Consider the following 12,100-nt stretch of genomic DNA (forward strand, 5'->3'; position numbering starts at 1 on the left):
TTCGTCGGTGAATGTCCTCATTCCTGAACCTGTCATCAGAGTCGTCCTCAAGCAAAGTTAACACCTTTGCTCTCCACGCTTTCCGGGCAAGTCCAAGTTCCCCCTGCCGGACGAGGGAGGGAGAGGCAAGCCCCTCGGAGCCATGCCCTGCGAGCGCGGCCACATCCGGCCACACTCTCGTCACACTGACGGTTCTGGGGTTGCCATTTCCAGGGTTCTCGTTCATATTCTCAGACGGTCGGAAACCCTTGGAAACAACGGGTTCGGCACCTTTCTGCGGGTGTAGCTCAATGGCAGAGCAGAAGCTTCCCAAGCTTACGACGAGGGTTCGATTCCCTTCACCCGCTCCAAGCTTTCTGCGGTTTTCAGTCTCGCAACCCTGAATTACCCTTGAATTTTTGGACCAGATTGGACCAAGCTGTGTGGTCCAAGGGTGGTCCAGCGCGTCCGCCCCATCGGTGATTCCGGAGGCGGAAATGGCGACGATTGACCAACGTGGCCCCTATCAATGGCGAGCCCGCATTCGACGCAAGGTCGGCGGGAAGGTGGTCACCCTCACGCGCACCGAAGAAACCTATGAGGCAGCCAAGCGCTGGGCTGATATCCAGGAAGGCAAAGTCGTCGGCGACGAATACGAGGATCGCCGCGCCGTCCAGGGAATGACCGTCGCGCAGGCCTGCGAATGGTTCCTGGATCGAGTGGCGCCCGTCGACGAGAAGACCGGTAAGCGGGTGCCCAAGAGCCAGCATGCCAAGAACCAGGTCTCGAAGCTGAAATACTGGATTGCCTCGGATTTCGCCAACTGGTCTCTCGTGTCCCTGAAGCCCTGGGATCTGATCGAGTGGCGCGATGATCTGCTCGAGGACGGGGACTGTAGCCCCCAGACCATCGTTCACCGCCTCAACACGCTTTCCCAGGTCTACGTCCAAGCCGGCCTGGCGCTAAAGGTTGAGTTGACCAATCCAGTCGGTGAGAAGGTGCGTCCTTCCCTCGGCCCTGGCCGCAACCGCCGCCTCGACGTTCATCTGGACAAGGACGGGAAGGACGAGGAGGTCCGGCTGCTCGAGGCCTGCGCCGGCAGCTCCCGCAGTTGGCTGAAGTCCGCCGTCGTCATCAGCCTCGAAACCTGCATGCGTCAGGCCGAGCTCGCAGGTCTGACCTGGGACCGGGTGAGGCTGGATGCCGAGTATCCGCACTGCGATCTGCCGAAGACCAAGAACGACCGGCCGAGGCGGGTACCCCTCTCAACGCGCGCTGTGAAGGCGTTCCGCGAGCTCACTCCGGCGAACGTAATCGTCCTGGGCAAGCGAACGGTGTTTCCAGTGGAGACGCCCAGAGCGTTCGGGCACGCCTGGCGTGACGTGGTCACCGAGGACCTGTTCCCCGATCTCCGCTGGCACGACCTCCGCCACGAGGCGGTTAGTCGGCTCTTCGAGCGCACCGATCTCCGGGACAACGAGATTATGGCCATTAGCGGCCATCTGCGGCCAGAGATGTTAATGCGGTATGCGCATCTTCGGACTGAGCGTTTTGCAAATAGATTGGGCTGATCAAATGGTATGTGGCCTATGGCACTGATATGCGCGTTAAAAGAGTGTTCGATATTCGAACAAATATCTGTTATTATGATTTCGAAATCGAACGGACGGACCTCATGGGCAAGGGCAAAAAGGATTTCTATCCGATTTCCAAAGCGACCTTTGACAAGGAAATCCGGGTGAAGCTTGAGGGTGAACTGCGCAAGGCGGCAAATGTGGATAATGGGCCCCCAGGAGGGGCGGCAGGGGGGTTGTCTAATAGCTTTGATTCGCTGACCGCCGTGGTCATGTTGGCCGTAGTTATCCCCGCTCATCTAGGGGATATGCCTCCAGCAGAGAAAATAATCCGAGAGGGTGGCTATGAAACGGTGGATGACTTTATTGAAGATATAATCCCGAAGCTCCGGGCGCTTTGTGCTGATCCATTAATGCGATTAGAACTGGATGAGGATAATGAAGATGATCGGCCTGAATAGACTAGATCAGCCATGAGTGACGATAGGCTAGCTCTGGGCAACCGACTAAAGGAGGCCCGCGAATATGTCGGCCTCTCGCAAGAGGAGGTCGCTGAGTTTCTTGGCATATCGCGTTCTGCGGTCTCACTCGCGGAAGGCGGGAAGCGGAAGGTCGATGCCATCGAACTTACCAAGCTGGCGAAGATTTGCCAGACGACGATCGCCGAACTGACCGGGGAGGCCTCCGAGCCGCCGCCCATGGTCGAGCATCTGGCACGTGAGGCGAAAGGATTGACGGAAAAGGATCAGGCAGAACTCCTTCAGTTCGCCAAGTTTCTGAAATCTCGAGCAGATGGCCAACGCGGTAAATGACGCCCAGGAACTACCGAGAAGCCCAGATACAAGGCGTTCAAGCTGCCACACGAGTTCATGCCGAACTTGCGGTCAATCGGCCGGATGATGTCAGTGGCCGCGTAAATGTGTTTCGGTCCATCGATGAGCGCGGAATCGCTCTACTGTTCCGGCCCCTCGACGGGCTGCTCGGTCTTTGTCTTCGTGACCCTTGCCCCGGTGTATTGGTGACCACGGGGAGATCGTTGCCCGTGCAGCGGTTCACTGCGGCCCATGAACTTGGTCACCTTGAAATGGGCCATGATTTCAGCCTCGATAGCGAAGAGCAGATTTTGCGTCCACGAGGGGCTTCGCCGAAGATGCTGCAGGAAGTCGCTGCGAATGCTTTCGGTGCCGAGTTCCTCATGCCAAAGTCGTTGCTGCGCCGGATCATGGAGCGGTATCGATGGAACGCTGGTGATTTGGGGGATCCGCGGGCTGTCTATCAGCTTTCACTGCGTGTCGGTGTCAGCTATCAGGCGATGTGCGTATCCCTGATTCGCCACAAATGGATTGACCAGCAGACGCTCGACCGTCTGATGAAAACCAGCCCGAAAACTATCAAAGCCCATCTGTTGGACGGGGTGGTCCTGGAGGATCCATGGGCCGACGTATGGTCGCTGAGCGAAGCGGATCATGACGGGGAGATCGAAGCCGGTCCCAACGACATATTCCTGCTCAAGCTGCGCGAGCACGGGGGGAGCGGGTACCTATGGAACGCTGATGACCTTGTAAGACTGGGCTTCATCGTCGAGCGGCACGAGGGGCCTTTGGCCGTGGAAACAGTCGGTTCCGCACTTACCAGGTGCTGGAAGATTTCCGCAGACTTTCCGTCGGAAGGGTATCTAAACCTTGAGGAACGCCGCCCGTGGCAGGCCGACGACGTCATTGGGCAGTTTAACCTTGCCTACAGTCTTTGGGGTAAGGAAGCGGGAATTCCGCGGTTCCAGCGCCCCCTTCTTCGGGCCGCGTGAGGATCGTGCCAAAAATGCATATCGTCAGCGATCTGCGCGACCGCTTCGGGATAATACGGGACCAAGGCCAGAGACCGACCTGCTTGGCGATGTCCGCTAGTGATGTCCATGGATCCCACCAAGGAGCCATCAACCTGTCGGCCGAATACCTTTTCTATCAAGGGGTCCGTCTGATGACGCCTCCGGATCCGCATGCGGGTCTCACCACCGGCGTCGTCTCAACTGTTCTGGGTAGCGATGGCCAGCCGCTTGAGGCGGATTGGCCTTATCAGACCACGCAGCCAGACCCATGGTCTCCGCCTGGAGGATTGGGCCGGATGTGGATAAGCGAAATGGAATTCCGCAAGGCTGCTGCCGATGAGGCTGCCCATATAATAGGATCCGGCAAACCTCTCGTGTTGGGATTGGCGCTGTCGACTGCCTTTTTTACCCCGGACACGGCAGGCCGTCTGCGGTTTCAACAAGGTGATCTCGATACACCTCACCGGCATGCGGTGGTTGGGGTCGCGGCTGCTTATTCCACGGAGGGTGATATGAATGTCCTCGTGCGGAATAGCTGGGGCGATGGCTGGGGGCTGAACGGACACGCTTGGCTTCCTGTCGGTTATCTGGAAAAGCGATTGTTGTGGATCGGTTCGATAGGCGGAGATGCCGCGAATGAAGCCCATTGAGAACGAGAGCATTTATGGCGCTTGGCTCCAAGCCGCGCAGCATCTGCTCGGCTGTGCCGAAGCGCGAGACTATAACGTCATCCTGGAGGTAAGTCGGCCAGGTGCTTTCGACGAACATGATCGGTGCCTGCGCGATGTCGTTGATCGGTTCCTCAAGGGGCACCAAAAATGGCCGCTGGACACGGTGGCCAACACCATCTTTCCGCTTGGCCTATACAGGTCCTTTGGGCTTGAAGGAGTCTTTACCAAATACCCCGAGACCGTATTCCCCAAAATCAGACTCAAGAACAACGGCACCGACTGGGGGCGCTACGCTTATCGACTGGTCCGGGTGGAGGCTGGTGACCGCTCGGTGGTCATCGATTCCGGTACCGGCGAGCCGGTCAATCCGCTGAAGAAGATCGTGGACAAGCTAAGAAACTACGACAACAACCCTAAGCGGGCGATTTACGAAGCTGGCCTTATCGATCCTCTTCTCGAGATTCCCATCTATCGTCCACTTCAGGACCGCTGCTACACGATGGGCGGCCCGTGTCTCAGCCATCTGAGTTTCAAGGTGATGCCGGACAAGCGATTGGCGTTGACGGCTTTCTACCGATCCCACTTTTATGTCGAACGGGCGCTTGGCAATCTGCTGGGCCTTTCCTGGCTATTGTGCAGTGTCGCTCATGAGACGGGATTCAGTGTCGGGTCACTCACCTGCATCTCCTCCATGGCGCAACTCGAGCCTGGCTCATGGAGCAAGCACGCCCTAAAGGCGATGTTGGCAGAGTGCGCAGATATTTATGAAGGAGCGCCAGCCTGGGGCGGAAGCCCCAAATGGATTAGGGAAGCCTCGACAGGCTGAATACCTATTTAGCGAGAGCGTCTTGGAAAACGAAGCGCCCAGTTGTTCCAAATAGCAGTCAGTAAGGGGTTGGTGCATCCGGCAAGCGTCATACCCATCTCATCGTCCCAGCGGGAACGGCGAGCAATGTAGGCTGCCGCTATGGCCACGAGGTTATGGTACGCAGGGGGCAAGCTCGCCGTAGACATCAGGTGGCCGAATGCTTCACGGCTCAGCGCCGGGTCCGCCAGTTCCCGCAAAATCGCTAGCGCCTCCCCAAGCACTCGGTCGGACTCGCTTTTCGGTAAACGAAGATCGTCTTCGTTCAAAGGTGGCGGCGCACCTTCAACGAACTGCAGGCTTGGAAAATCCTCATCGTAGATGTGCAGGCTGTCGCTGATGTGGTGGTACTCGCCAAGGTCAACCCCGAGCCAGCCTGCGAGAACTTCCTGTACCATTGTAAACTGCGCAAAGTTTTTCGGAATGGCCTTGGCCAAGTCGTGGCTCCGCATAACCTGTAGCCATTCGAGCTTGCCGCTACGGACTTTGGGCAGGCAACACAAGTTGCATGGAATATCAGCGTCCGCAGGATCTCCATCTTCGTCGGGAAGGTCGAGTTCCGGGCTCCATATTTGAATGACAACCTGCCGACTATTCGGGTTCTTAGACAGTGCCCGGTAGGCCCTGTCGAGTTGGTCGATGCCGAACCATTCACGGATACGGTGTCCATAGGCACCGTGATAGATGCTGCCGTCGCCTTGATACTTGGGCAGATCCCTGAACCAACTGTTAAGGAAGGCGGCTTCGTTCATGCCGCCAAGGATCCAAAACGTGGACGCGATGATGAATGCAGGATTATTCGCGGGGCGTTTGGAAGTCACCCAGCGCTGGCGCGGATCAGTGATGGCCATGTGGGCATGTAGGAACTCAACGGTCTCCCCGTTCCGCCCTTCCTGCGTCTTTGCTTCACCGGGGACACTGAATTTTGCATGGAGATTCTGCCAAAGCTCATCAGCGGATTGTCCTTGGAAGCAATGCATTGGGCAGGCTCACTCGATATTTTCGTTGATTCCCCATTTAGGCGGAAACCAGAAGGAAATTGGCCTATTGGTAGGTTTGAACGCCTGCTTTATCCGGGTGCGCCCACCCTGACCACTGAACTCCGGGTGTTTAATCCGTGCGTATTTGTCCACTTCGCAAAACAGGTTCTGGCAATCGATGCGGTGCAGTCGGCGTCCCCATAGGTCGCGGAACATCAGCCCCAGCCGCTCGAATTCTCTCTCCTGCGTGTCCGTCACATGTCGAATTACGTCGCTCGGCTCCCAACCGCCGAGGTCGGCGAAGCACTTTGCGACCCCGCTCAAAGCTCCTGGGCCCGGAACAACAAAGTCATCCTCTGAAAAACTTGTGATCGCACTGTAGTTAATGTCTATCACGTATTGGTAGGCCAAAAAAGGCCCTATGCTCGGATATGAAAGTAGAATCTCGTAGGCATCTTGCATGGATCTGCTCTGCTGGATGCGGAACGGAACCTTGTCGGCCATCATCTTCGCCAGAAGGCTCAAATGGTTAGAGTGCTTGCGATCGTGGCCAAACGCAGACTTGGCCGACGGCATGATATAGGCAGCGGAGTAAACCTTCTCATTCCGCAGCATCGCGGCGTCCAGAACATTGGATGCCTTCCTCCAGTCAAAATCTGCAAAGGATATGCATCCAAGGTGGGTTGTGAGTATTTCCCAGGTTTCAATTTTGTTGAAAATTTTGAATAGAATTATCCTAAAAAACACATCTTCAACAGACTGACCTCCCTTATAGATAACCTCGCGGATTAGGTACTGGCTGACACGGTCTGCTGCCCGATATGCATTGGTAAATTTGAATGTTCGAATGATGGGGTCATCAGTCCACGGAGGGGTTGATGGTCTTTCTATGCGAGCAAAGAATGCCTCTTGCCTGAGTGCCGCGAAGCGCCAGTAGCTGTCATAAACTTCAGTGGGAGTTAACCGCACTTTTCCCACAAAAAATGGAGCGAGCTTGGGCGTTGGTTGAGGCCCCAAGCCAGGCAGCATCGGATCGATCACAGAATTCTTTATTTCTACAGCCATTCCGCTTCCACCATTTTTTCGAGCATCTAACGTGACTGCTCGTAACGAGCAACAACTAATCCACCTAAGTGAACTGGGGCAAGAGTGCCTTACGGCGAGCAGGGTTAGGCGTGACGTGAGCTGATGCCGCGCAGTTCCATGCGAGCCTCACCGAGAGCCTCTGAGCAATTCCTGGTAAGACGTGCCAAAACTGTTAGCCTGTATAAGTTGGCTTCAAGGGCTTCATGTGTCCCTATCTCGAATCCATGCATATTAAGGCGGCGACTGATCGACCGAAAAGCCGCCTCCAGGTCGCTTCCCCCTTGTTTGCGGATGGCATATCCCAGATAGCGGGTATTGTCATTGAGGCCGAGATACCAAGCACAATAATGGACGCGGTCGCCGGCGTTGACGGCTTTGGGTTGAATGCTCATTGCGGTTCCTCACGAGGAATCAGTAGGTAGGGTGAGGGCGTTTGGCCGGCATTGGTGTCGGCCGGCGAAGGAGATAGTTCCAATCGCCGCCTTCGGGCCGCTCTTCCCGGAACATTCGATCAGCCCGCTCTGCAGCGGCCATGATCTTCTGGGTATAGGCGTCACCGGCGGAGTCGGGGTCGCATGCCGCCACGATCCCGGCGCCAGCCGGCATGGCGCGGATGATCGTTTCCAGGTCTTCTTCTCGAAAACCGCTGCGGATGGCGGCATACCGGGTGACCGCCTGCTCCTCGGCCGACAGCATCTGCCAATGGCTCATGGCGTCGATCGGACTCTCGATCACCACCAGCCGTCGGTCTTCCGCTGTGCCGTTGGATGTCCAGATGCCCGGCGCCGCGCCCGAAGTGTAGACCTTGAACGACCGGTCGGAGCCTGCTGGTGGCCGGTTGCGGCGTTCGGTTCCGACGATGGCGCCGGTTCCATCCCGATAGGCAAACACCGCGTTCTGGCGCTCATCGACACGGAACGTGCCCTTGAAGCGGTCGCTGGCCAGCGTCTGGGGGCTGAGGCCGCGACTGCGTTCCAGGAAGACGCTGCGTGTGCTGGGATTGGCTCCCTCCCACTCGCTGATCGCCTTCATCCTGTCCGCCGGTGCTGGGGTTGGTTTGGGCTTTGACGTGTACAGCTTCAGGTCCACCGTGGGGCGGTTGGCGGGTTCGCCGATCCAGGGGCGAAGATGTTCACGGCATGCCGACATGTCGAGACCCAGCCGCCACTTCAAGAGGTCGATGACAGTGCCCGATTTTCCGGCGTTGCTCGAGAAAGCCCAGTGCCCCGCTTTGGAGGTGCCGATGATCAGTTTGGTGTCGTCTGCATGCCGCATGACCCGATGGTTGCGGCTACTGGCGGCTTTGTCCTCGGCAAAGCCCAGCGTGGCGGCGACAGCGCACAGATCGATCTCCTCCTTGAAGCGGGTGAGCTCGTCCTGACGGGCCTGGTAGATTCGCGTCACTCCTGGGCGAGCAGCTTTTCCAAGGTGGCGCAGACCGTCGCCAAGGCGTCCAATCGCCTGGTCAAATCCTCGATCCGCTCGTTCAGCCGCGTCTCGCGCAATGTCGCTTCCGCCTGAAGGCGATCGACGGTTTGGAGCAATTCCCGCTCCATTGGGGTCAGCCCCATTGGCATCCTCCTGGGTCATGGTCAGCCTTCGGACGAGGTGCTGCAGTTCAGGGTTTGAAATGGTCAGGCCAGCACGAAGCGCTTCGCCGATGGCAAGCTGTTGGAACTCAGGCGATCCGGCGATGTGGATCGAGGTCCAGCCCTTTGCTGCCGCCTCGGCAATCATCAGCTTGGCCGCCAAGTGCGTTGATCTGGAGGAGGTGATGCGGTCGCCGTGGTCGGTGACGGCGGCCCCATCGGTCAGGCGGATTGTGCGGCTGTTCCGGTCGATCCACCGTAAAGCCATCAACAGATCCTCGGGCAGGGTTCCGCCCCAGATCAATAACCATAGCCGCACTTGATAGCGTTGCCGCCTCGAGGTTTCCGCGATGGCGCAGACGTCGGGTTCCTGGCCATCGCCTAGTCCCTCGTCCATGCCCCAGTTGGGAAGCGCCGTCTCCTCAGGTTCGTTCCAATCCGGTCCGCCGTAACGGCGCCGGTGAAACTCGGCTCGGCGACTTCGATGGAGGGCAAGGCGGGCTTCGCATTCGGCCAGGTCCAGCCTTGCCCCTCGGGGAAGCACAGGAGCTATCGCCTCGGGAGAGGTGAAAGCCGAGGAGAACAACCGTCCCCGCAGGCGGATTCGGCTCCCACCCTGGCTAGAGATGGTGATGTAGTCGTCACCGATCCGGGGAACGTCGATGCCTTCCGCCTGCAGTTGGGCAATTAGGCCTGCCCGGCTGGTGACCATGCCGGCGGCGAATGCGGCCTCCGCCCATTCGCCGATCTTCTCGGTCAGATGTTTCTTGGGCTCGCGGCCAGCACGTCGCGCCTCTGCGGCGATTTTCTGCGCCCAGTCGGGCACCTTTGTTAACCGGGTGCGAGCTGGGTCCTCCGGGTCAGCCCAGCCATGGAGGCAATTCCAGACGTCCCGGAAAGCATCAAACAGACGGCGGCTTTCGTTCCCCGGAGGGTGGGGATTGATGGCCCGCAGGCGTCCGTCAGCGGCGAGGATTGCCCTGGGGGCGCAAAAGTTCAGTTCCAGGCGACCCGTGTGGGTATGGGTGGTCCAGAACATCGGTGGGCGATGTTGTTCCGGGATGCCGGCATAGGCGGAATCTTCGAAGGCTTGGATCAGCTCTGACACCCGGCGACGGAGTTCCGGGTCGCCGGCGTTGAATCTAGCCACGTCGATATCGTCGCGCTCGAACGACAAGACGGCGCTCGAGTATCTGTGGCTGAATGGTGTGGCTCGAATCGCCTGGCGCATCAGCGTGGCGTCGCCTTTCAGCACTTCGGGCGGCGGGACCCGCCGCAGGCGTTCGCGGCCGCCATCAGGGGCGGCCTTCCAGACGTACTCGTCCTGCATGTAGGCGACGACGCCGTCTCCGCCGGCGTCGTCGCTGCCGGTGTGCTTGGACCACATCACCATCATGGCTCGGTGCCATCAGGGCCAGGATGGGAGGCATCAAGGCCATATTCCGCCCTGATCACCCGCTCCAGGCGCAGGAGCGATACAACCACCTGATGAGCGTCGGCGGCGCCTTTGTGCGTGTTTGCCCAGCGGGCAATCTGATTGATGCAGTTGCCAATGGCCGCCAGTTGGTAGGTGCGCAGGCGCCAGTCGGTGCGGTTGACCACGGCGATCTGGTCGCCGTGGTCCCGCAGCATCTCCGTAACCGTCATTCCTGCCGCTTTGGCTTTCGCCCGCAGAAAGAGGTACTGGTCATCGTAGACCCGGACCTTGATGACGCGCTCACGGCGAGTGCGGTTCTGGGCCATCTACAGCCTCGATGGCCGGCGGGGGTTTTGCGAGGCGGCGGCAGATTCCGGCTCGGGAGTGCGCCTCTGGAACATTTGGCTTCCCTCAAGGCTTTCGGCTTCGCCGGGGCGTCTGGGCAGTCTCGGGCAGTCCATCCATTGCGGACGCCAGGATGCGTCCCCAATCCTCACGAGCGGCCGAGGCCAGGGCATCGGGGTCGTATCCCCCGTCCAACCGAGCTGCGAAACTCGCCAACCCATCACGGTCGGCTTCAGAAAGCTCTTCCATATCCAACGCTTCTCGTAACGCATTCGGCAGCAATTCAGCGAACTGTGTGATCGCCGTGACGTACTCCTGTTCACAGGTGGCCACGATTCCGCAGTCGGCATCCAAATGACCCAAATTGGTGCCGATGTAGCCGGCCAGTCGCGTCCTCCAGCCCAAGGCGTTGCTGGTCGTCACCGCCAAGCCAAAAATCTCTGCTTCGATGTTTTGCTCCATTCTTCTTCTCCCTATCGCATCAGGGTTCGAAGGGGGCTGCGCCCCCTCGCAAGGTTTCCGTTTGGTCCTCGCTAGAGGGCCACACGGAGGAGCCTTGCTCTTATCTCCATTTTCTTCAATTAAAAACAAATTCTGACATGATATTACTTTGTGTCAGGATTAGTAATTTGGTGACTGGCTCACCAAATGGAACTTCTATATTTTACATATGGTGGAATTTGTGCGCCGGATACCTTCCGGTGGCGACCTCTTGCGGCCTCCATCGGACGCAAGAGGTCGGAGGTGGCCGCTATCTGCCAGAATGCTGACAGAATGGGATATGAACGCCGATTTCTTGAAATTGGTGGCGTCACGCGTTACAATTCGTAACGCGTGACGGAGTGGAGGCATAGATGGCGACGACAGCTGAACGGATGCGAGCGATGCGGGCACGGCGCCGCGCCGAGGGGATGCGGGAGGTTCGGCTGGTGCTTCCCGATGCACGAGCCGAAATCACCCGGCGCCGCATCGCCGAACAGGTGGCCATGCTGTCGCCGGAAAGCGAGCGCGAGGCTTTGGATTGGATCGAAGAAGTGTCCGAGTTCGATGCGACGCGGTGACGTGGTGGTCGTGGCCGCCGCCGGCGATTACGGGAAGCCTCGGCCTGCGGTCATCGTGCAAACGGATGCATTTCCCATGGGGCACGCATCGGTGGTAATCTGTCAGATGACGTCGGAATTGGTGGAGGCACCAGATTTCCGGGTCACCATCGAGCCAGGCCCTGGAAACGGCCTGCGGGAGCGTTCCCAGATCATGGTGGATAAGCCGGTTGCGGTTCGACGGGAGCGAATCGGCCAAGTCATCGGCAAACTGACCACTGACGAAGTGGTGAAACTGGATGCTGCCGTGGCCTTCGTCATGGGGCTTGCAGACTGAGGGAGGCGACATGCCCAACTATTATGACGGCCTCGCTGACGGCCAACGGTTCGCCAGCACCATGAATACGGCGAGCGAAGGCGCGGACGCCGTGCGGGGATTGTTCCGTGGGCCTGCGACCTCGTGGGCGGATGAAGCCCGCGCCTTGAAGACAGAGCTTGCCGTGGAGCGGGCCAAACGCACCCTGTCGTGGGCCGCGATCGGCGGGTTGGAAGCCGTAATCGCCCAACTCCCGCACGAGCATCGGGCCGCCTTCGATGCCGTCATGGGAAAGGTTTTCGACCAAGCCTGCGTTCAGAGAGCCAAGGAATTAGGCTTCGTGGAGAGCCATCCGGGTCAGGCCGCAGAGGCGGCGGCCATGATGCGGCGCGATCTGGTCGGAAAGCGTTAGG

15 protein-coding genes and 1 tRNA gene are annotated in these 12,100 nt (G+C 58.7%); 10 read left to right on the top strand and 6 right to left on the bottom strand.

From position 1 onward, the window contains the following. Nucleotides 1-276: 276 nt before the first annotated feature. The 7 genes from KEC16_RS18780 to KEC16_RS18810 all read left to right on the top strand — a co-directional run bounded on the left by KEC16_RS18780 (nt 277) and on the right by KEC16_RS18810 (nt 4,875). Nucleotides 277-350: transfer RNA gene (locus KEC16_RS18780), tRNA-Gly, on the top strand. 126 nt (nt 351-476) lie between these two features. Then, entirely contained in the window at nt 477-1,550 is a 1,074-nt protein-coding gene (locus KEC16_RS18785; protein WP_211551825.1) for a site-specific integrase, read from the top strand. A 104-nt stretch (nt 1,551-1,654) separates the two neighbouring features. Then, complete coding sequence (locus KEC16_RS18790; protein WP_211551827.1) at nt 1,655-2,014, top strand: hypothetical protein; 360 nt, start codon at nt 1,655-1,657, stop codon at nt 2,012-2,014. A gap of 12 nt (nt 2,015-2,026) precedes the next feature. After that, the gene (locus KEC16_RS18795; RefSeq protein ID WP_211551829.1) at nt 2,027-2,365 is read left to right on the top strand and encodes a helix-turn-helix domain-containing protein; all 339 of its coding nucleotides are present in this window, start codon (nt 2,027-2,029) and stop codon (nt 2,363-2,365) included. After that, a complete protein-coding gene (locus tag KEC16_RS18800) occupies nt 2,362-3,357 on the top strand; it encodes an ImmA/IrrE family metallo-endopeptidase (RefSeq protein ID WP_283091944.1) in 996 nt (331 codons plus the stop codon). The genes KEC16_RS18795 and KEC16_RS18800 overlap by 4 nt, the downstream gene beginning before the upstream one ends. A 14-nt stretch (nt 3,358-3,371) precedes the next feature. Then, entirely contained in the window at nt 3,372-4,028 is a 657-nt protein-coding gene (locus KEC16_RS18805) for a C1 family peptidase (protein ID WP_211551833.1), read from the top strand. After that, complete coding sequence (locus KEC16_RS18810; RefSeq protein WP_211551835.1) at nt 4,015-4,875, top strand: thymidylate synthase family protein; 861 nt, start codon at nt 4,015-4,017, stop codon at nt 4,873-4,875. Before KEC16_RS18805 ends, KEC16_RS18810 begins: the two co-directional genes overlap by 14 nt. 8 nt (nt 4,876-4,883) lie before the next feature. On the opposite strand, the gene KEC16_RS18815 is transcribed toward KEC16_RS18810, so the two are convergent. The 6 genes from KEC16_RS18815 to KEC16_RS18840 all read right to left on the bottom strand — a co-directional run bounded on the left by KEC16_RS18815 (nt 4,884) and on the right by KEC16_RS18840 (nt 10,793). Continuing rightward, nucleotides 4,884-5,894, bottom strand: coding sequence for a thymidylate synthase (locus KEC16_RS18815; protein ID WP_211551837.1), 1,011 nt, complete (start codon nt 5,892-5,894; stop codon nt 4,884-4,886). Nucleotides 5,895-5,903: 9 nt separating this feature from the next. Beyond that, the gene (locus KEC16_RS18820; protein ID WP_211551839.1) at nt 5,904-6,959 is read right to left on the bottom strand and encodes a nucleotide kinase domain-containing protein; all 1,056 of its coding nucleotides are present in this window, start codon (nt 6,957-6,959) and stop codon (nt 5,904-5,906) included. A 104-nt stretch (nt 6,960-7,063) separates the two neighbouring features. Further along, nucleotides 7,064-7,372: a hypothetical protein gene (locus tag KEC16_RS18825; RefSeq protein WP_211551841.1), complete on the bottom strand. Its 309-nt coding sequence runs from the start codon at nt 7,370-7,372 to the stop codon at nt 7,064-7,066. Nucleotides 7,373-7,391: 19 nt separating this feature from the next. Continuing rightward, nucleotides 7,392-9,965 carry an LPD7 domain-containing protein gene (locus KEC16_RS18830; RefSeq protein ID WP_211551843.1) on the bottom strand — a complete coding sequence of 858 codons (2,574 nt, stop codon included), beginning with the start codon at nt 9,963-9,965 and terminating at the stop codon, nt 7,392-7,394. Continuing rightward, on the bottom strand, nt 9,962-10,312 hold the full coding sequence (locus KEC16_RS18835; RefSeq protein ID WP_211551845.1) for a MobC family plasmid mobilization relaxosome protein: 351 nt from the start codon (nt 10,310-10,312) through the stop codon (nt 9,962-9,964). The genes KEC16_RS18830 and KEC16_RS18835 overlap by 4 nt, the downstream gene beginning before the upstream one ends. Nucleotides 10,313-10,397: 85 nt before the next feature. Further along, entirely contained in the window at nt 10,398-10,793 is a 396-nt protein-coding gene (locus KEC16_RS18840) for a hypothetical protein (protein WP_211551847.1), read from the bottom strand. Between the two features lie 392 nt (nt 10,794-11,185). Here KEC16_RS18840 and KEC16_RS18845 point away from each other — a divergent pair, with 392 nt between their 5' ends. From KEC16_RS18845 to KEC16_RS18855, 3 genes are read left to right on the top strand one after another with little or no spacing between them, the layout of a single operon-like run. Next, complete coding sequence (locus KEC16_RS18845; RefSeq protein WP_211551849.1) at nt 11,186-11,392, top strand: antitoxin MazE-like protein; 207 nt, start codon at nt 11,186-11,188, stop codon at nt 11,390-11,392. Next, entirely contained in the window at nt 11,379-11,708 is a 330-nt protein-coding gene (locus KEC16_RS18850) for a type II toxin-antitoxin system PemK/MazF family toxin (RefSeq protein WP_211551851.1), read from the top strand. The genes KEC16_RS18845 and KEC16_RS18850 overlap by 14 nt, the downstream gene beginning before the upstream one ends. Nucleotides 11,709-11,718: 10 nt before the next feature. Further along, a complete protein-coding gene (locus tag KEC16_RS18855) occupies nt 11,719-12,099 on the top strand; it encodes a hypothetical protein (protein WP_211551853.1) in 381 nt (126 codons plus the stop codon). Nucleotide 12,100 lies beyond the last annotated feature (1 nt).

Source organism: Magnetospirillum sulfuroxidans, from assembly GCF_018224925.1.
In the GTDB taxonomy this organism is placed as follows: domain Bacteria; phylum Pseudomonadota; class Alphaproteobacteria; order Rhodospirillales; family Magnetospirillaceae; genus Magnetospirillum; species Magnetospirillum sulfuroxidans.